This is a genomic window from Alloscardovia macacae, from assembly GCF_002259705.1.
Classification (GTDB): Bacteria; Actinomycetota; Actinomycetes; order Actinomycetales; family Bifidobacteriaceae; genus Alloscardovia; species Alloscardovia macacae.
The window spans coordinates 33,098-52,099 of record NZ_MWWT01000002.1 but is presented as its reverse complement, the minus strand read 5'-3'; the positions used below and the strand labels follow the sequence as shown (position 1 = coordinate 52,099).

Here is a 19,002-nt window from a genome sequence, read left to right as displayed (position 1 = left end):
CCGCTAAGGTGGCTACTATGACACAGGAATTTAAGACGACCGGATCTTCGGATATCCGCGAGCAGATAGCAGCTCTCTCGGATGACATGCTCGAGCCTACGCAGCGCTTAGAAAAGCTTCTGCGCGCTGAAGTGGCAGATAAGCAGTTTAGCGAGCTTACCGGTGTGACCTACCATCATGACGGTGCCACCTTAGCAGGTCATGCTCTTCTCGATGCTCTCGAGACTGCAGGTTTTAGCATCGATGACTTTGATGCTGTAGGAGCTATGACGGCAGCGGGTATACCACTGGTCTCTGCCATGATTCATGCTGCAGCATCTCGTGGTCAGCTTCTCGATGGTTTCCTTATGGATTTCGTTTTCCCCGGTATTAAGGGGCCGTCCATTAAGGATAAGCGAGTTATTCTTATCGATGCGTGGCTGTCAGAAAAGTCCTTCGTGCAGACGTCGTCTGTGGTTACTCTCACTCATGGGAATGAGCTGAACCTCGACTTTGCTGTGCTCGAAAATGAGGGAGCGCGTATAGTAGCTATCGCCTCCCTCGTCGGGAGCACGGGTGTGCTGGAGAATTATACAGAGCAGAAGAAGCAGAATCTGTCTGACATTCTCGGTACTTCGGACGCAGATGACACTTCGCATACGTGCTCTGGTCACTGTGAGCATGAGGGAAGTGAGGAGACTGAGCCACACGAGTGCACCTGCGGTGGTCACGGGCACTGCTCGGAATCGAAGAACTCGGACACCGCGGAGAGTGCTCAGTTCATTAAGCTCGTGAATCCTATTACTGAGAATGTGACTCGTATTCCATTTATTCCAGTCTTCTCAGATAAAGAACTCCAGAAGGCGGGTGAGTGACATGATACCGCCGAGTGACTTTACGCAGAGAGTCATCGCTGCGGGAGACCCAGGCTTACGCGAAGTAGGTGTGGGACCATGGGAAGAAGAGCATTCAGACCTTCCTCGTCCAGAAGGTGCTGAATACGATGAGGAACTCCTGAACGAAGGAGACCGCAGAAATGTCATGGATCGCTACCGTTACTGGACAGTAGAAGCCATAAAGAATGACCTCGATAAGCAGGGGCGCTATGGTTTCGAAGTGGCAGTGGAGAACTGGACTCATGACTTTAACATCGGGTCCATCGTGCGCACGGCGAATGCGTTTACAGCGCGTGCGGTACACATCCTCGGTCCGAAGAAGTGGAACCGCAAAGGCTCACTTATGACCGAACTCTACCAGCATGTGTACCACCATGCGAGTGTGGACGAGTTTCTCGAGAATGTCAGTCGTCAAGCGCAGGAGAAGAACGAGCTGCGTCCACGCATTATAGCGCTCGACATCGTTCCTGGAGCCGTTCCCATAGAGACTTATGATTTCCCAGAACGCTGCATTATGCTCTTCGGAGCGGAAGGTCCTGGGCTCACGCAGAAGGCACTTGACCTCGCAGATGATGTGGTGTACATATCGCAGACGGGATCAGTGCGCTCGCTGAACGCCGGAGCAGCAGCAGCAGTGGCTATGCACACATGGGTTATGCAGCACGGAAAAATTGGCTAAAAAGGAAGACGGAACGACGCGTAAGAAAGGAGAAGGAGAACGAACGGTGCGCTCATGAGGTGTCGCGTTCGGACTCTAAGATTAAGCATTATGCCTACATTTACACGTGAAGAAATCGAGCATCTGGGCGAGCTGGCCCAGATAGCGCTCACAAATGATGAAATAACGCGTCTCCAGGGCGAGCTAAACGCTGTAGCAGATGCTATCGCTCAGGTTCAGGAAGTAGCAGGCGAGGACGTGAAGCCTACTGCGAACCCAGTACCTCTGGAAGCGTATCTGCGTCCAGACGTACCAGCCACCCCACTCAAGCAGGAAGAAGCACTCAGCGGTGCTCCGAAGTCCGAGTCCGGCATGTTCGTGGCTCCACAGATTTTAGGGGAGTAGGAGAGTAGAACAGATGGATACTCAGACACGAAATAACCTCGTACAGCTGTCTGCAGCGCAGATGGCAGAAAAATTTAAGGCGGGCGAAGTCAGCTCTCGCGAGCTCGTGGACGCACACCTCGACGTCATCGAGAGCGCAGAGCCACAGATTAACGCCTTTCTCAAGGTCAGTGCAGATGTGGCGCGCGAGCAGGCAGATGCCATCGATGCGAAGCGTGCTGCGGGTGAAGAGCTCGCGCCGCTAGCTGGTGTGCCTATAGCCATTAAGGACATGATCGTCACGAAGGGCATCGAGACCACCGCTGCATCGAAGATTCTCGAAGGCTGGATTCCTCCGTATGACGCGACAGTTATTACGAAACTGAAGCAGGCAGGCATGCCTATCCTCGGTAAGACGAACCTCGATGAGTTCGCGCAGGGATCGTCCACCGAGCACTCTGCATACGGGAACACGAATAACCCATGGGATACTGAGCGCGTACCAGGCGGTTCTGGTGGCGGTTCTGCAGCAGCAGTCGGCGCTTTCGAAGCTCCACTGGCACTCGGAACGGATACAGGTGGCTCTATTCGTCAGCCAGGCGCATTCACTGGTACGGTGGGTGTGAAGCCGACGTATGGTGGCGTGTCTCGTTTCGGCGCCATCGCTATGGCATCGTCTCTGGACCAGATAGGCCCTGTGACACGTACCGTACTGGACTCTGCACTCCTGCAGGAGACCATCGGTGGTCATGACCCGAAGGACTCTACGTCCATCCCTAGCCCAGCACCAGCTATGGTGTCTGCAGCCCTCGAAGGTCAGAAGCGTGACCTCAGCGGTATGAAGGTGGGACTCATTAAGGAGCTGTCGGGAGATGGCTTTGATGAGGGCGTATCCCAGCGTTTTACAGAGGCAGTAGAAGAGCTGAAAGCCATGGGCGCTGAGGTCGTAGAAGTCTCCCTTCCACACCTGAAATATGCACTGGGTGCGTACTACGTCATCATGCCTTCGGAAGTATCCTCGAACCTCGCACGTTATGACGGAATGCGCTACGGCTTGCGCGTCATGCCACCAGAAGGTGTTCCAGCCACAGCTGCGAACATGATGGCATACACGCGTGAAGCAGGATTCGGTGACGAAGTAAAGCGCCGCATCATCCTCGGTACGTATGCACTGTCTGCTGGATACTATGACGCATGGTATGGCAGCGCACAGAAGGTGCGTACTCTCATCATCGCAGACTTTAATAAGGCCTTCGAGCAGGTAGACGTCCTCGTCTCTCCTACGGCTCCATCCACCGCCTTTAAGTTCGGTGAGAAGAGCGCAGACCCACTGTCCATGTATCTGGGAGACATCGCTACCATTCCTGCGAACCTCGCAGGCGTGCCAGCTATCTCCATCCCAGCAGGTCTGAGCGAAGACGGCATGCCAGTAGGCTTCCAGTTCATCGCTCCACAGCAGCATGACGAAGTTCTCTATAAGCCAGCAGCGGCACTCGAAGCAGCCCTGGAAGATAAGTGGAACGGACCAGTCTGGCAGTGGATGACCACGCCATGGCTGGGCGAGTAGGAACACGAGTAAGAACGCTCAGGCACAGAGGAAAAGAAAATGGCTGAAAAATTAATGAAGTTCGCCGAAGCGGTAGAAAAGTATGATCCCGTTATCGGTCTCGAAGTCCACGTGGAGCTGAACACGAAGACGAAGCTCTTCTGCCCAGCAGAAGTCTCCTTCGGTGGGGATCCGAATACGCAGCTGACCCCAGTATCTCTGGGTCTTCCAGGCTCGCTCCCTGTGGTGAATAAGTCTGCCATCGACTACGCTATCAAGCTCGGTCTGGCACTACACTGTGACATCGCCGAGTGGAGCCAGTTCGCGCGAAAGAACTACTTCTACCCAGACATGCCACGAGACTACCAGATCTCCCAGTATGATAAGCCACTGAATGGCGAGGGATACCTGGATGTGGAGCTCGAGGATGGCGAAGTATTCCGCGTTCCTATCGAGCGAGCACACGTAGAAGATGACGCTGGTAAGAACACCCACGTGGGTGGAGCAGACGGCCGCATCGAAGGTGCAGACCACTCCCTCGTGGATTATAACCGCGCTGGCGTGCCACTGGTCGAGATCGTCACGAAGCCTATTACGGGTGCGGGGGCACGTGCAGCAGAAGTGGCTGGCGCGTACGTGCGTACCATTCGCGACATCGTGAAGGCGCTGAACATCTCGAACGCTCGCATGGAGCAGGGGAACATGCGCGCAGATGTGAACGTCTCGCTGCGTCCATCTGCGGATGATCCATTCGGTACGCGCTCGGAGACGAAGAACGTGAACTCGTTCCGTGGCATCGAGCGTACTATCATCTACGAAATCCGCCGCCAGGCAGCAGTGCTCGAAGCGGGCGGAGAAGTGCTCCAGGAGACCCGTCACTGGGATGAGGCATCGCAGACCACGGCCGGCGGTCGTGTAAAGACCGATGCGGATGATTACCGGTACTTCCCAGACCCTGACCTCGTCATGGTACACACCACGCGCGAGCACATCGAAGAGCTGAAGGCTCAGATGCCAGAGATGCCACGCGAGCGTCGTAACCGACTGCAGGCTGAATGGGGCTTGAGCGATAACGACATGCGTGACATCGTGAATGCATCCGCACTCGACCTCGTGGAAGAAACGGTGAAGGCAGGCGCCAGCGCTGCAGGTGCACGTAAGTGGTGGATGGGCGAGATCTCTCGCGCAGCAAACGAGCAGGATACCACGCTTGACGAGCTGAACATCACTCCAGCGGACGTAGCACGTGTGGAAGCACTCATCTCCGAAGGAAAGCTGAACGATAAGCTCGCGAAGCAGACCGTGGCAGGCGTACTCGCTGGCGAAGGCACTCCAGATGAGGTCGTGGCGAAGCATGGCTACGAAGTCGTTCAGGATACGGGTGCACTCGAAGCCGAAGTAGATAAGGCTATGGCTGCGAACCCAGACATCGTGGAGAAGCTCAAGAGCGGAAACATGAAGCCGATGGGTGCCATTATCGGCGCAGTGATGAAGGCCACGCGCGGTCAGGCAGATGCGAAGACCGTCACGAGCATCGTCATGGCGAAGATTAAGTAGCAGATTACGTAGCAGATTACGTAGCGGATTCAGTCGAATCGCGCAGAACGACACAAGAAGAGGGTTACGGGTTACTAGCGTGGAGTATGCTGCACAGCAGCTTCGCGTGTGGTAACCCGTTCATCATCTCCGAAACGGGCTTCTCCCGCCTCCGCCCCGGCACTCCAGCACGGAGCGAGAGGGGAGGGAGAAACCGACAGAAAGAAGACAGTCAGACATGGAGCCGACGAACCGAGCACAGGAAGACCACACGGCACACAAAGCTGCGCAGGCAGCACACGAACACCTCGCAGACAGCATCACCATCCCGGATATTCAGGGGGAGATGGTGCATCTGCGTGCAGCCACATGGGAAGACTACGAGAAAATGGACAGCATCAGCGCCTTCTCTCGCTCGCTTATCCTCTTCGGAAAGACTGCAGAGGCTGAGCGTGCTATTATCCGTGCATGGGTGAAGCGCTCGCTCGCCTGGCAGGAAGGACACCGCGCCACTTCACAGTGTGAGGATGCCCAGCACGTCAGTGCACACTCCCTCGATGCTCAGGAACGTGGCGTACTCGCGTGGTCCCTGTTCGTGGAGGAGGAGTTCATCGGCATGGCTTTCCTCGTGGACATCGACACGTGGGCGGGCTCGGCTCGCATCCACGTTATCCTCGGGGAAAACTACCGCGGTCGTGGATTCACACGCGATGCTATGCCACGCGTCATGACCTTTGGTTTCGCTCCTCGCCCTGCAGGCATGGGCTTGCACCGCATTTGGATATCCGTTCCATCGGCGAATACGCGGTCGCAGGCTGTCTACCAGTCTCTCGGATTCACGGAGACGGGTGTGGCGCGCGATGCCCTGTGGGATTCTGTAGAAAACCACTACATGGATCTTCACGTCTATGACATGCTCGTGGACGAGTATGACCCTATCCGCTCACTCGAAGCATTCGGTCTGCATCCTATCATGGATAATCCGGGTGTACGCGAAGCCCTTGCTCAGCATGAGCATACGATGGAGCTGAAAAAGCGCGTCACCGATCAGGAGCAGGATCTTACCGTGACGGTCGAGGAGATAGAAGAGGATATCTCTGCAGACGTGATCAGCGACGAGAGTGAAAAATTGGACATCGATACAGAAGACCGTAGCGCGGCGAGCGGGCCGTGGTGGAGGAAGCTCGGCGACGCGCGTAAGCGTGACTAAGCAGAGCGCGAGCAGAAGGGGTACGAGGTGAGCGCAGAAGATCTCGATAACTACGAAACAGACGCGGAACTCGCGTTATATAAGGAGTACCGCGACGTCATTAAGCTTTTCACGTACGTCGTGGAGACGGAGCGGCGTTTTTATCTGGCGAACCGCGTGGATTTTAACGTGCGGCAGGCCGGGCAGGACGCGTATTTCGACGTGCAGCTGACCGACGCGTGGGTCTGGGACGTCTACCGTCCGAGCCGTTTCGTGAAGAACGTGCGGATCGTCACGTTTAAAGACGTGAACGTGGAGGAAGTGCAGAAGACGGAGATAGAAGTTCCGCGAGACCTCGAGTAGGCGAGGTCAATTTTTCTGTCAGGCGCGGGCGCGGCTGGGTTTTCCGGCTGCGTCCGCGTTTGTGCTGTGGGCTTTCCGTGTGCTCGGTTCGAACATGATGTGAAGAATGGCAGTTTGTAGTCGCGAATGACCGGTGAAGAAATGACGAGAGTGGCGGAAATGCTGGGTTTTCTCTGAATGCTTGAGTTTATATCTCGAATTCAGCGGTCATTCGTGACTACAAACTCACGGTTTCGCGAGAAAAGGTGAGAGTGCGCGAGAGGGGGATCTGCACTGCCCTCTGTACCCCGCCCTCGCATCCATCCCACCCCTAGAGTAAACTTATATCGATTATTTGTTTTTTGAGGAGTTAATGTGGCAGATAAACAGTCTGTAGTGATTATCGGTGGTGGCCCAGCAGGCCTGACCGCTGCGTGGGAGCTGGTGAAAGATTCCGCGGATCGTTTTGATGTAACCGTGCTGGAAGCCAGCCACGAGTTTGGCGGCATCTCGCGCACCGTGAAGCATAACGGGAACCGCATGGACATCGGTGGTCACCGCTTCTTCTCGAAGGATGATCGCATCATGCGCTGGTGGCAGGAAGTCCTGCCGCTACAGGGTGCTCCATCGTATGATGATGCGAAGCTTGGCCGTCATCACGACCTCGAGCCAGGTGGCCCAGACCCAGAGCAGACCGATAAGGTCATGCTGAAGCGTCACCGTCTTTCGCGCATCTTCTGGAACCAGCATTTCTTTGATTATCCTATCAGCCTGAGCCCGAACACTATTAAGGCTATGGGTCTGTGGCTCACCCTGCAGGCAGGCTTCAGCTACCTGTGGTCCACTGTGCATAAGCTGCCAGAGGATAACCTCGAGAACTTCTACATTAACCGCTTCGGCCGTAAGCTTTACTCCATGTTCTTCGAAGGATACACGGAGAAGCTGTGGGGGCGTCACCCGTCGGAGATTTCCGCAGACTGGGGCGCTCAGCGCGTCAAGGGCCTGAACATCTGGAACATCCTGGGGAATGCTTTTAAGAAGCTCATCCCAGGACGTAAGGCAGATAACTCGAAGGTGGAGACCTCTCTCATCGAAGAGTTCTGGTATCCGAAGCTGGGTCCAGGCCAGCTGTGGGATGTCGTGGCACAGAATTCTGTGGAGAAGGGTGCACACATCATCATGGGCGCACGCGTTACGGGCATCCGCGTGCAGGATGGCCACGCGAGTGCTGTGGAATACGTCACGGATAATGGCGGTACGGTCACCCTCGAGGCAGATCACGTCATCTCCTCTATGCCGCTGAACCACCTCGCCGACGCCTTCGTATCCGGTGGCGTGGATGTGCCACAGAACGTGGTGGAAGTGGCACACGGCCTGCCATTCCGTGACTTCGTCACCGTGGGTCTGCTCGTGAAGAAGCTGCGTGTGAAGAACACCACAGACGTGCCTACCCTCGGTAATCCTCCTATCGTTCCAGATAACTGGATTTACGTGCAGGATCCAGGATATAAGGTCGGCCGCCTGCAGATCTTTAATAACTGGAGCCCATACCTCGTGGCAGATCCAGATAACACGGTGTGGATAGGCCTCGAGTACTTTACTGCTGAGGGTGATGACTTCTGGAACATGACCGATGACGAGGCGCGCAAGTTCGCCATCGCGGAGATGATTCGCATGCGCATCATCGAAAGTGCGGATGACGTCATCGACTCGCATCGTGAGCGCGTTCCGAAGGCATATCCTGCATACTTCGACACGTATGACCGCATCGGAGAGCTGACCAGCTGGATAGACTCGCTCGGGAACGTCTACTGCGTGGGTCGTAACGGCCAGCATCATTATAATAACCAGGATCATTCCATGGCCACGTCCATGGAAGCCGTGGCGAACATTAAGAGCGGCCGCGAAGATAAGGCGAACGTGTGGGGCGTGAATACTGAGAAGTCCTACCACGAGAGCAAGTAGTTTTTCGGTTTTGTAGCTCAATTTTCCCTCGACGGGTGTGCATCTGGCTTCACGCACGGATACACACCCGTCGTCTTTTGTAGACGAAACCGAGTAGACTAGAATCTTACATGCCGAGTGAGGTAGCGCCACATAGGTGCCTTGCTCAGGAGGTCTAGCCTGCCGCCCTCGGGCAGCAGCAGACTGGCAGCTTCGTGGGCAAACTCACGAAGATCCATGTGGTCTTTTCGCTTTATGCTGGAAAAGACCCCGACCTAACGCTGATATGTGGCGGCGTATGAGGCTAAGCATGAACGCTATAGAAGCATTTGAAGCCAAGCAGCTGAAGGCTGCTGACTCCATCCCAGAGTTCCGTCCTGGCGACACCGTTAAGGTGAACGTAAAGATTCAGGAAGGTAATAACTCCCGTATTCAGGCATTCCAGGGCGTGGTTATCGCTCGCCAGGGTGCAGGACTGCGCGAGACCTTCCTCGTGCGTAAGATCTCCTTCGGTGTGGGTGTGGAACGTCGCTTCCCACTGCACTCCCCATCGATCGACTCTGTAGAGCTCGTTCGTAAGGGTAAGGTCCGCCGTGCGAAGCTGTACTACCTGCGTAACCTGCGCGGTAAGGCAGCACGTATCGCTGAGCGCCGCGATAACTCTGCTAAGTAACATAGCTATGCATGGGACACCCGGGGCTTGCCTCGGGTGTCCTTCGTATCCAGACACGCCAGAGACTTAAGGCTACTGACATGACGAATCAGCCGCGTAGAGCATCCTCATCGAAGCGCCGCGCCCAGATGCGCTGGAGCGCCGAGGAGACGCTGCGCCCGCATAAGGCACACCCGACGCGCCAGGTGCGCCAGTATGAATCACGCCGCTCGCTCAGAGAAAAAGCGAAGCGTGAGGCGGAGCAAACCCGCGAGCCATTCGAATGGGCAGCATCAGTAGATTACATTCCTCACCACAGCACTGGAGAAAGAATCTTGACCAAACGCGACCGCCGCGTTCTGAATGCACTGGACTTTACCCTCTACTTCATCGTCCCGCTCGTCGTACTGCTCGTCCTCCGTTTCGTCGTCTTCGGCTTATTTATCATTCCATCCGGTTCCATGGAGAACACACTCATGGTGGGCGACCGCATCATCACGCGGAACATCGGCGTGAGTGCGCAGAGCCTGCAGCGCGGAGACGTCATCGTCTTCTCGGATGACTCGCACTGGCTGAGCGAAAGTACCATCGAAGCTGCGGCCAGCGCCACGCATAATTTCGGCATTGGCAGCGGGAAGAATTACCTCGTCAAGCGCCTCATCGGCATGCCGGGAGACGTCGTCGCCTCGGAAGGACACGGCGCGCCCGTGACAGTGAACGGCGTGGCCCTCGACGAGAGCGCGTACCTCAAGTCCGGCGTTCAGCCGTCCGAGCAGGCGTTCAGTGTGACGGTTCCGGCTGGCAGCGTTTTCGTTCTCGGAGATAATAGGGCCAATTCTGCCGATTCGCGCTATCACTTAAACGATGGAAATTCTGGCTGTGTGCGCTTCAGCTCCATCACAGGAATAGGCATGGCCGTCTTCTGGCCGTATGCCGACTGGAAGACGCTAAATAATGGCCGTGCTGTCTTCGAAAGCGTGGGGCTTTAGTGCCGAACTGGGAGCTAGAGACTGAGCTCGTGGCTGCTGGAGCACAGTGGATACTGGGACTGGATGAAGTGGGGCGAGGATGCCTCGCAGGTCCTGTTACTCTCGGTGCTGCAGCATTTCGGGCAGACGACATCGGCTCGGATATTCCTTCAGACTTGAAAGACTCGAAGCAGCTGAGTCCGAAGCGTCGCGAAGCGCTCATGGAACCTCTCCGCTCCTTCGCTCGCGCTCTCGCGGTGGGTGAGTGTACGAACGAAGAGATCGATGAGTGGGGCATCTCCGCATGCCTGGGCATCGCAGCGCTGAAGGCGATTCATACGGTGGCGGAAGAATTGGCCATAGAAGAAGCAACCATTATTCTGGACGGTCCGCACGACTACATCACGCCGGCGCTGAGCATGCTGGACGCGCCGGAACTGAGCTTCACGCCGCGCGTGGTCACGCGGATTAAAGCGGACGGTAGCTGCGCGAGCGTGGCGGCCGCCAGCGTGTACGCGAAAGTCACGCGCGACCGGCAGATGGACGAGCTCGCCGCGGCGCATCCGGAATGGAGCGCGTACGGTTGGGCGAAAAATAAGGGGTACGGGACGGCGCAGCATCGCGCGGCCATACGCGAGAACGGCGTGACGCCGTACCATAGACTCACGTGGCATTTAACATAACGCGGGCAGTAGTGTAGTCTGGAGCGTATGAGCGAAAGTAAAGTGTCGATGGTAGACGTGGCTAAGGCAGCCGGCGTCTCGTATCAAACGGTGTCCCGCGTCATTAATAACTCGCCACTCGTGCGCGACAGCACGCGGCAGAAGGTGCAGGACGTCATCGCGCAGCTCGGTTACCGGCCGAATCTGTCTGCGCAGTCGCTCAAATCTCAGCGCACACGCATGATAGGCGTCATCGCCTCGCAAACCCAGTATTCTGGCCCTCTGCTGACCATCGCTGCCATCGAATCCATGGCGCGCAGTCGCGGACTGTACGTGTGCGTAGCCACGGTGGACGAAGCGCGGCTGAATCCGGCGGACTTCGCGGATGTGGAAGAAAACTTTATCAAACTCGGGGTGGAAGCCGTGGTCATCGTGGCGCCGACGGAGGCGATGGTGACGCTGGCGCTGGATAATAGTGGCCGTGTGCGCGTGCCGCACGTCATTATCACGGCGGCAGAAGGGCTGCAAGACCTTGAATCGCGGCGCTTCGACGCTGCGCGTGTGAAATTCGTTTCGACTGATCAGGACGAGGCGTCTGAGGCTGTCTCGGGGGTGCTGGCTGCGTCGGGGGTGACGCACGTGTACTACCTCGATGGACCACAGCAGTGGCGCGATGCCTTTACGCGGCGGGCTGCCTGCGAGAGGGCGTGCGTGGGGGCTGGCCTGTCTGTGACCGTGCTCGAGATGAATGACTGGGTGAGCACGAATGCGTATGATCGCGTGGGGGCGCTGCTGGCGCGGGGGGCCTTTGGCGATGCGGGTGCGCTGGGGGTGCTAGGGGAGCCGGGCGGTGCAGGCGAGCCGGGAGAGCCGGAGTCGGTGGAGTCGGAGTCGGTAGAGTCGGGACGCGTGGCGTTCTGGGCGGCGAATGATCTGCTTGCCATGGGTGCGCGCCGAGCGGTGCTCGAAGCGGGGCTGCGCGTGCCGGACGATGTGTGCATCGTGGGATATGATGACATGCCAGGCACGGAGAGTCTCGTACCGCCTCTGACCACAGTAAATCCGAACTATGAGCGTGTAGGATCCACAGCTATGCAGCTCGTGCTGGATATGCTGGAGTATTCGACTGACGAGGATGAAGATTCTGTAGAACTTGTGGCCTCGGAGAAGCTGGACTGCGTGTATATGGTGCAGCCGCAGGTGGTGCTGCGGGCGTCTACTCGGTAGGGGCCCGGGTGGGCTGGGCTGGGGCCTGCTGGGGTCTGGGTTCGGCTGTGACTGGCCGGGGCAGAGGCCGCAGTATTTTGCGAGTTATTCCACTTTTCATCCGTCATGGGGCTTAAAGTGGAATAACTCGCAAGGAACACGTGCTCTGATTGCTGTACTGGCACGCAGGAGTGTGCTACTTTTTGCTATTCGGCGCATTTTTGGCGGCTGGGCAGGGTGAAAATGCGCCGATCAGCAAAAAGTACTGAACGGTTCGAAGCCTCCGAAATGATTTTTTCGACGAACTTCAAGAAAAGTCGCTTTTTTTGCATCAGCAGCGGCATAGACAGCCCTCACCCGCGCCCCTCCCCACCCTCGCCCCGTCGATGAACTTGCACAAACGCCGCTGCTCGAGTATAATTAGAAATGTGAACGTTCACATTTTGTGTCAGAAGATGCCAGAACCGGCAGAATTCCGCACGCATAAAACCACGTGAACGACGAAAGACGTACGACACAACGCAGTGAAAGAGAGGCGGCATGACAGCGACATCAGCGACATCACCGACACCGCAAACACCGCAGACCCCGGCCATCACCCCGGCCACCACGCCGGCCCAGGTAGCCCAGGCGGCCCAGACGGCCCAGGCCATCGCCCAGGGCGCAGTATCCCTCGGCATCGAGTTCGGATCGACCCGCATTAAGGCAGTGCTCATCGACCAGCAGTTCCATACCCTCGCGCAGGGCGACCATGCGTGGGAAAATCACCTCGAGGATGGTTTGTGGACATACAGCCTCGAGGAAGTGTGGGCAGGTGTGCAGGATGCGTATGCGAAGCTGGCTGCGCAGGTCGAGGCCATATATAACACCCCACTCACCCGCATCGCGCGCATGGGCTTCTCGGCCATGATGCACGGCTACCTCGCCTTCAGTAAGGCGGACGAGCTTCTCGTGCCGTTCCGCACGTGGCGGAATACGAATACGCATGCGGCGCATGAAGAGCTTTCGCAGCTGTTCCAGTTTAATATCCCGGAACGCTGGTCCATCGCACACCTTTACCAGGCACTTCTCGATGATGAGGAGCATACGAATCGCATCGACTACATTACTACTCTGGCCGGGTATGTGCACTGGCAGTTGACGGGACGTAAGGTTCTGGGCGTGGGGGATGCTTCGGGCATGTTCCCTATCGACCCGCACACGCATACGTATGATGAGGAGTTCCTCGAAAAGTTCGAGAATCTGCCACTCGTTCAGCAGCAGACGTGGAGTATTCGTGAGATTCTGCCGGAAGTTCTCGTGGCAGGACAGAATGCGGGCACGCTTACGCAGGCGGGTGCGCTTCTGCTCGATCCGACGGGTACGCTGGAGGCTGGCTCTGTCCTGGCTCCTCCTGAGGGAGATGCGGGTACGGGCATGGTGGCCACGAATTCGGTACGCGTGCGTACGGGTAACGTCTCGGCTGGCACGTCCATTTTCGCTATGGTCGTGCTCGAAGATAAGCTGAAGGCGCTGCATCCGGAAGTGGATGTGGTGACCACGCCGGCGGGCGACCTCGCAGGCATGAGCCATGCGAATAATTTTACGTCGGACTTAAACGCGTGGGTGAGCTTATTCCGTGACTTTACGCGGGCGGCTGGCGTGCAGATGTCCGACGCTGAGCTGTATGCCACGCTGTTTAATGCGGCGCTGGACGATGAGTCCGGCGAGGCGAACGCGGGCGGCCTGCTGAATTACTGCTTCTACTCGGGCGAGTTCCTCGTGGGACTTGCTGAGGGACGTCCGGTCTTCGCGCGCGGTCCGCAGGCGCACATGTCTTTGGCCAATTTCATGCGTGCACAGCTGTTCTCTGCCTTTGCACCAGTAACGGTGGGCATGGATGTGATGACGAAGGATGAGGACGTGCGCGTGGACTCTCTCGTGGGACATGGTGGCATCTTTACTACTCCCGTGGTGGCACAGCGTATCCTCGCCGCAGCGTTTAATGCCCCTATCCGCGTCATGAGTACCGCAGCAGAAGGCGGAGCGTGGGGTATGGCCGTGCTCGCCGAGTATACCGGTCATGCAGAGGAAGAATTGGCAGAATATCTGGATAAGCAGGTCTTCGCGCACGCACGGTACACGACCGAAACTCCACAGGAACAGGACGTCGCGGGATTCCAGGACTTCTTCGCGCGCTTTAAGCAGGCGCTGCCGGTAGAACGCGCGGCCGTCGATACGATAGACCTCGAAACGAAATAAAGAAGTACAGGAGAAAACATGGCTACATTAGCAGATTACTCAGAAGAAACGCGCGCTGAGGTGAAGCAGGTCCGCGAAATCGTCGCGAGCCTGCACGACCAGCTGCTCAAGTGGAATCTCGTGGTGTGGACCGCGGGGAACGTCTCGCAGCGCCTGAAGACCGCAGATCTCATGGTCATCAAGCCATCCGGCCTGCGCTACGAATACCTCACGCCAGCCAGCATGGTGGTGTGCGACCTCGACGGAAACGTGGTGGACGGCTCGGCCTCGCCATCCTCGGACACAGCCTCGCACGCGTACATCTACCGTCACATGCCAGACGTCTACGGTGTGGTACACACGCACTCCACGTATGCCACGGCCTGGGCAGCCACGGGAAAGAACATTCCATGCGCGCTGACTATGATGGGAGATGAGTTCGGTGGGGAAGTGCCAGTGGGGCCATTCCGCCTCATCGGTTCGGAAGCCATCGGCGAGGGCGTGGTGGAGACGCTGAAGAAGTATCCGAAGTCTCCAGCCGTGCTCATGCAGAATCACGGGCCATTTACCATCGGTAAGGATGCAGAAGCAGCGGTGAAGGCCGCGGCCATGACCGAGGAAGTGGCACACACCGTGTGGGCTGCACACATGCTCGGCGGCGTCATCCCTATCCCACAGGCGGACATCGATAAGCTGAACGACCGCTATCAGAACGTGTACGGCCAGCATTAAAATTTACACAAGAAAGGATATTCGATGAAGAACCCATTCGAAGGAAAAGAAATCTGGTTCGCGGTAGGCTCGCAGGACCTGTATGGTGAAGAGACGCTCAAGCAGGTAGCCCAGCAGTCTCGCGAGATCGTGGATACGCTGGACGCCAGCCCATCCATTCCGGTGAAGCTCGTACTCAAGCCGACGCTGAAGGACTCGGACTCCATTAAGCAGTTCATGCAGGCGGCCAGCGCGGCGCCCGAGTGCATCGGCGTCATCGCATGGATGCACACCTTCAGCCCAGCGAAGATGTGGATTCGCGGCCTGAACGAGCTGAAGAAGCCACTTCTGCAGCTGAACACGCAGCATCATGAGGAGATTCCATGGCAGGACATGGATATGGACTTCATGAACCTGAATCAGGCGGCACACGGTGACCGCGAGTTCGGATACATCGTCACGCGTCTGGGCATCCCTCGTAAGATCGTGGTGGGTCACTACACCGATCCTGAGGTGGCAGAGCGCATCGGCGTGTGGACGCGCGCCTGCGCTGGCTGGGATGCAGCAAACACCATGAAGGTGATGCGCTGGGGTGATAACATGCGTAACGTGGCCGTCACCGAAGGGGATAAGACCGAGGCAGAGCGCGTCTTCGGCGCTTCGGTAAACACTTGGCCGGTGAACGAACTCGTGGAGCATGTGAACGCTGTGTCGAAGGAGCGCGTCGAGGCTCTGATCGAAGAGTATAAGCAGGAGTACGACGTGGCGCCGGAGCTGCTCGGCGAGCGCTACGAGTCCCTGTATGTGGCTGCTCAGGAAGAGCTTGGTATGCGCGACATGCTCGACGAAGTGGGTGCCACCGTGGCTGTGGATAACTTCGAAGATCTCGGCGCTCTGCGTCAGCTTCCAGGCGTGGGAGTTCAGCGCCTCATGGCGGATGGCTATGGCTTCTCTGCAGAGGGCGACTGGAAGACCGCTATGCTCGTGCGCATCGGTAACGTCATGGGCTACGGCTTGGAGGGCGGCTGCTCGCTTATGGAGGATTACTCCTATAACCTCGTGCCAGGTAAGGAGAAGATTCTCGGTGCCCACATGCTTGAGGTATCGCCTACGCTGAAGACGGATGGAAAGGCTCGCCTGGAGATTCATCCGCTGGGCATCGGCGGGAAGGAAGATCCTGTGCGCCTCGTCTTTACGGCCACGCCGAAGAAGGATGCTGTGGTCATCGCCATGAGCGACGTGCGTGAGCGTTTCCGCCTCGTAATGAACGTGGTGGACGTGGTAGAGCCAGATCATGATCTGCCGAACCTGCCTACTGCGCGTGCGCTCTGGGAGCCTCGTCCGAGCTTGAAGGCGGCCACGCAGTGCTGGCTGCTGGCAGGCGCGGCGCATCACACCTGCATGACCACGACGGTGGGCCGTGAGGCGTGGGAGGACTTCGCGCGCATCGCAGGCGTGGAGCTGGCTGTGATCGACGAGAATACGACGCCGGCTCAGTTTGAGACGAATCTGCGCGTCAGCGACGTCTTCTACCGTCTGAACGAGCACTTCTAGGCTGAAGGTCAATTCGTCCTCTTTCGGGGTCGGCCTGTGCGTAGGTGGCGGTGATCCGCGTACTTTTTGTCAAACGGCGCATTTTATGAGATTCATACCTCATAAAATGCGCCGTTTAGCAAAAAATAAGGGGCGGAACACATTCAAGTTCCGCCCCTTATCATCAGGAGACTAGCGGATGATGTCGATGGACTCGATCATCACTGGCTCGAGAGGATTATCGCGCGCATCCGTGGCCACCTCGTTAATGGAGTCCACGACCTTGCGCGAGGCTTCGTCCGTGACTTCGCCGAAGATGGTGTGCTTTCCATCCAGCCAGGTGGTAGGAACCGTGGTGATGAAGAACTGCGAGCCATTCGTGCCGGAGAGCTGACCGGTGAATGGGTTCGGACGGCGGCCAGCATTCGCCATAGCAAACTTATATGGCTCGGCGAAGCTGTGCTGGTTTATCTCATCATCAAAGTTATATCCTGGACCGCCAGTGCCGGTGCCCAGAGGGCATCCACCCTGGATCATGAAGTCCTTGATGACGCGGTGGAAGATGAGGCCGTTATAGAATGGCTCGTGAGACTTTTCGCCCGTGAGGGGATCAGTCCATTCCTTCTCGCCGGTGGCCAGGCCCACGAAGTTTTCCACAGTGACAGGGGCGTCATCTGGGAAGAGCTCGATGGTGATGTCTCCCATGGTGGTATGCATAATAGCCTGCATGGTGCGTTCTCCTTCACGTAGAGTCTCCCGCGAGGATGCGGGAGAATTGGCATAGAAACTAGTCTAGCTTAATCCACGCAGAAGTGTCCTGAGGAAGCTTTCCGTCTGCCGTCAGCGGACCTGAGGTCAGCAGCACGCGGCCGGATGGAAGCTCGGCAGGGGTAGCAGAGAAGTTCGTCACATTCGCCCAGCCGTTCGAGCGCGCGTAGGCGATAACGCCGCCTGGCAGGCCATCCGCGCCATCTGGCAGACCGCTTTCCTTATCCTCGTCGAGCCACTGGACGCTATGGTCATCTGCCTGCAGCTCATGGCGCAGACGCAGCACCTCGCGGTACAGGTTCAGCATGGAATCCGGATCCTTATCCTCCACATCCGCAGCGAAGTCCTTAAACCATGCTGGCTGAGGAAGATGAGGCTTCTCGGAAGCATCTGCAGGGGAGAAGCCGAACGAGCCATCCTCATCCGCGCCCACCCATGGCAGTGGTACGCGGCAGCCGTCGCGACCCTTCAGCTTACCAGCATCGTGGCTGGAGAAGGCGCTCGGATCTTCGAGCTGATCCCATGGGATATCTGCCACTTCGAAGAGGCCGAGCTCTTCGCCCTGGTAGACGTATGCCGAGCCAGGAAGAGCCATCTCGAGCAGGAGAGCAGCGCGCGAACGCTTCGTGCCGAGCTCGCGGTTCTCTGTGTAGCTCTTTCCATCGCGCAGCAGCCAGTCCACGGCCACCTGATGCTGGTCTGGAGCTGGAATCTGTGGCAGAGCGAAGCGCGAGGCGTGGCGGATGAGGTCGTGGTTACTCATGACCCAGGTGGCCGTGGAGCCCGAGCGCTCCGTGGTCTCGATTCCTGCTTCGATGGCCTCGTGGAAGTTATTTCGACCCCACTGCTTCGTAGCGAAGGCGAAGTTAAAGATCTGGCCGAGGTCATCTGGGCTCGCGTAGAGGTACTGGCGAGCTGGGTTTACCCAGGCCTCTGCCACAGCGAAGCGTGGAGGATTATATTCGTTAAAGAGCTTGCGCCACTCGGCGTAGACCTCGTGCACCTCATTACGGTCGAAGAGTGGGTGGGATCCATCCGTGCGGGTAGCGCCGTCGCGAGGGGAGACCTCGTCGAGCTCTGGAGAGTTCATATCCTTCTTCAGAGCGTGTGCCACGTCCACGCGGAAGCCGTCTGTGCCATGGTCGCACCAGAAACGCAGCGTGGTGAGGAACTCTTCATGGACGTCTGGGTTATCCCAGTTCCAGTCTGGCTGCTCTGGCGCGAACATGTGCAGATACCACTGGCCGTCCTCCACACGCTCCCACGCCGATCCGCCGAAGATGGACTCCCAGCTGTTCGGTGGAAGCTCGCCGTTCTCGCCGCGGCCGTCGCGGAAGATGTAGCGGTCGCGCTCTGGGGATCCTGGACCGGCTTTCAGGGCTGCCTTAAAGTACTCGTGACGGTTCGAGGAGTGGTTTGGTACGATGTCCACGACCACCTTGATGTCACGCTCGTGTGCGGCGTCCACCATGGCATCGAAATCATCCATAGTGCCCAGGCGTGGGTCCACGTTCCGGTAGTCGTCCACGTCATAGCCGCCGTCTGCAAGTGCGGATGGATAGAATGGCGAGAGCCAGATGGCGTCCACGCCGAGCTTCTTCAGATAATCCATGTGTGCGGTGATGCCCGGGATGTCTCCGAGACCGCTTCCCGTGGTGTCCGCGAAGGAGCGTGGGTAGATCTGGTAGACGACGGCGTTCTGCCACCATAGGCCTGCGTTCTGCTGCTCTTTAGTCATGTGTTACTCTCCATTAAGTGTGTATGGTTTTTGGTTTTTCCAATTTTCAGTGTAGCGGTTTTGGGTGATT

The 19,002-nt window shown here is 57.5% G+C and carries 17 protein-coding genes; 15 read left to right on the top strand and 2 right to left on the bottom strand.

Going from position 1 to position 19,002, the window contains the following annotated elements:
- Positions 1-17 precede the first annotated feature (17 nt).
- From ALMA_RS08355 to araA, 15 genes are all read left to right on the top strand, one after another.
- Positions 18-854 (top strand): hypothetical protein, encoded by an 837-nt coding sequence (locus ALMA_RS08355; protein ID WP_377866774.1) that lies wholly within the window; start codon positions 18-20, stop codon positions 852-854.
- Between the two features lies 1 nt (position 855).
- Positions 856-1,554 carry a TrmH family RNA methyltransferase gene (locus ALMA_RS02305; protein ID WP_094726224.1) on the top strand — a complete coding sequence of 233 codons (699 nt, stop codon included), beginning with the start codon at positions 856-858 and terminating at the stop codon, positions 1,552-1,554.
- Positions 1,555-1,644: 90 nt separating this feature from the next.
- Positions 1,645-1,938 (top strand): Asp-tRNA(Asn)/Glu-tRNA(Gln) amidotransferase subunit GatC, encoded by a 294-nt coding sequence (gene gatC / locus ALMA_RS02300; RefSeq protein WP_086106459.1) that lies wholly within the window; start codon positions 1,645-1,647, stop codon positions 1,936-1,938.
- 13 nt (positions 1,939-1,951) lie between these two features.
- Positions 1,952-3,484: an Asp-tRNA(Asn)/Glu-tRNA(Gln) amidotransferase subunit GatA gene (gene gatA / locus ALMA_RS02295; protein WP_094726223.1), complete on the top strand. Its 1,533-nt coding sequence runs from the start codon at positions 1,952-1,954 to the stop codon at positions 3,482-3,484.
- A gap of 39 nt (positions 3,485-3,523) precedes the next feature.
- Entirely contained in the window at positions 3,524-5,020 is a 1,497-nt protein-coding gene (gene gatB, locus ALMA_RS02290) for an Asp-tRNA(Asn)/Glu-tRNA(Gln) amidotransferase subunit GatB (protein WP_086106457.1), read from the top strand.
- Positions 5,021-5,345: 325 nt separating this feature from the next.
- Positions 5,346-6,209 carry a GNAT family N-acetyltransferase gene (locus ALMA_RS02285; RefSeq protein WP_377866791.1) on the top strand — a complete coding sequence of 288 codons (864 nt, stop codon included), beginning with the start codon at positions 5,346-5,348 and terminating at the stop codon, positions 6,207-6,209.
- Positions 6,210-6,236: 27 nt separating this feature from the next.
- Entirely contained in the window at positions 6,237-6,551 is a 315-nt protein-coding gene (locus ALMA_RS02280) for a DUF2469 domain-containing protein (protein WP_086106455.1), read from the top strand.
- A 354-nt stretch (positions 6,552-6,905) separates the two neighbouring features.
- The gene (locus ALMA_RS02275; RefSeq protein WP_094726221.1) at positions 6,906-8,495 is read left to right on the top strand and encodes an NAD(P)/FAD-dependent oxidoreductase; all 1,590 of its coding nucleotides are present in this window, start codon (positions 6,906-6,908) and stop codon (positions 8,493-8,495) included.
- Positions 8,496-8,784: 289 nt separating this feature from the next.
- Positions 8,785-9,147 carry a 50S ribosomal protein L19 gene (rplS, locus tag ALMA_RS02270; protein ID WP_086106453.1) on the top strand — a complete coding sequence of 121 codons (363 nt, stop codon included), beginning with the start codon at positions 8,785-8,787 and terminating at the stop codon, positions 9,145-9,147.
- Between the two features lie 80 nt (positions 9,148-9,227).
- On the top strand, positions 9,228-10,115 hold the full coding sequence (gene lepB, locus ALMA_RS02265; RefSeq protein WP_244568834.1) for a signal peptidase I: 888 nt from the start codon (positions 9,228-9,230) through the stop codon (positions 10,113-10,115).
- 29 nt (positions 10,116-10,144) lie between these two features.
- The gene (locus ALMA_RS02260; RefSeq protein ID WP_244568833.1) at positions 10,145-10,777 is read left to right on the top strand and encodes a ribonuclease HII; all 633 of its coding nucleotides are present in this window, start codon (positions 10,145-10,147) and stop codon (positions 10,775-10,777) included.
- 27 nt (positions 10,778-10,804) lie between these two features.
- The gene (locus ALMA_RS02255; protein WP_094726219.1) at positions 10,805-11,983 is read left to right on the top strand and encodes a LacI family DNA-binding transcriptional regulator; all 1,179 of its coding nucleotides are present in this window, start codon (positions 10,805-10,807) and stop codon (positions 11,981-11,983) included.
- Positions 11,984-12,502: 519 nt separating this feature from the next.
- Positions 12,503-14,203, top strand: coding sequence for a xylulokinase (locus ALMA_RS02250; protein ID WP_094726218.1), 1,701 nt, complete (start codon positions 12,503-12,505; stop codon positions 14,201-14,203).
- 18 nt (positions 14,204-14,221) lie between these two features.
- On the top strand, positions 14,222-14,914 hold the full coding sequence (locus tag ALMA_RS02245; protein ID WP_086106449.1) for an L-ribulose-5-phosphate 4-epimerase: 693 nt from the start codon (positions 14,222-14,224) through the stop codon (positions 14,912-14,914).
- A 24-nt stretch (positions 14,915-14,938) separates the two neighbouring features.
- Entirely contained in the window at positions 14,939-16,447 is a 1,509-nt protein-coding gene (gene araA, locus ALMA_RS02240) for an L-arabinose isomerase (RefSeq protein ID WP_094726217.1), read from the top strand.
- Between the two features lie 171 nt (positions 16,448-16,618).
- Here the strand turns inward: araA and ALMA_RS02235 are convergent, their stop codons facing one another.
- Complete coding sequence (locus tag ALMA_RS02235) at positions 16,619-17,155, bottom strand: peptidylprolyl isomerase (protein ID WP_086106447.1); 537 nt, start codon at positions 17,153-17,155, stop codon at positions 16,619-16,621.
- Positions 17,156-17,213: 58 nt separating this feature from the next.
- On the bottom strand, positions 17,214-18,932 hold the full coding sequence (locus ALMA_RS02230; RefSeq protein ID WP_094726216.1) for a glycoside hydrolase family 13 protein: 1,719 nt from the start codon (positions 18,930-18,932) through the stop codon (positions 17,214-17,216).
- Positions 18,933-19,002 lie beyond the last annotated feature (70 nt).

What these genes read in the sequence shown, in the direction of transcription:
- gatA (WP_094726223.1), top strand. Translation starts at nt 1,952, where the DNA reads ATGGATACTCAGACACGAAATAACCTCGTACAGCTGTCTGCAGCGCAG.
- ALMA_RS02305 (WP_094726224.1), top strand. Translation starts at nt 856, where the DNA reads ATGATACCGCCGAGTGACTTTACGCAGAGAGTCATCGCTGCGGGAGAC.
- ALMA_RS02255 (WP_094726219.1), top strand. Translation starts at nt 10,805, where the DNA reads ATGAGCGAAAGTAAAGTGTCGATGGTAGACGTGGCTAAGGCAGCCGGC.
- gatB (WP_086106457.1), top strand. Translation starts at nt 3,524, where the DNA reads ATGGCTGAAAAATTAATGAAGTTCGCCGAAGCGGTAGAAAAGTATGAT.
- rplS (WP_086106453.1), top strand. Translation starts at nt 8,785, where the DNA reads ATGAACGCTATAGAAGCATTTGAAGCCAAGCAGCTGAAGGCTGCTGAC.
- lepB (WP_244568834.1), top strand. Translation starts at nt 9,228, where the DNA reads ATGACGAATCAGCCGCGTAGAGCATCCTCATCGAAGCGCCGCGCCCAG.
- gatC (WP_086106459.1), top strand. Translation starts at nt 1,645, where the DNA reads ATGCCTACATTTACACGTGAAGAAATCGAGCATCTGGGCGAGCTGGCC.
- araA (WP_094726217.1), top strand. Translation starts at nt 14,939, where the DNA reads ATGAAGAACCCATTCGAAGGAAAAGAAATCTGGTTCGCGGTAGGCTCG.
- ALMA_RS02250 (WP_094726218.1), top strand. Translation starts at nt 12,503, where the DNA reads ATGACAGCGACATCAGCGACATCACCGACACCGCAAACACCGCAGACC.
- ALMA_RS08355 (WP_377866774.1), top strand. Translation starts at nt 18, where the DNA reads ATGACACAGGAATTTAAGACGACCGGATCTTCGGATATCCGCGAGCAG.
- ALMA_RS02285 (WP_377866791.1), top strand. Translation starts at nt 5,346, where the DNA reads ATGGTGCATCTGCGTGCAGCCACATGGGAAGACTACGAGAAAATGGAC.
- ALMA_RS02235 (WP_086106447.1), bottom strand. Translation starts at nt 17,155, where the DNA reads ATGCAGGCTATTATGCATACCACCATGGGAGACATCACCATCGAGCTC.
- ALMA_RS02245 (WP_086106449.1), top strand. Translation starts at nt 14,222, where the DNA reads ATGGCTACATTAGCAGATTACTCAGAAGAAACGCGCGCTGAGGTGAAG.
- ALMA_RS02230 (WP_094726216.1), bottom strand. Translation starts at nt 18,932, where the DNA reads ATGACTAAAGAGCAGCAGAACGCAGGCCTATGGTGGCAGAACGCCGTC.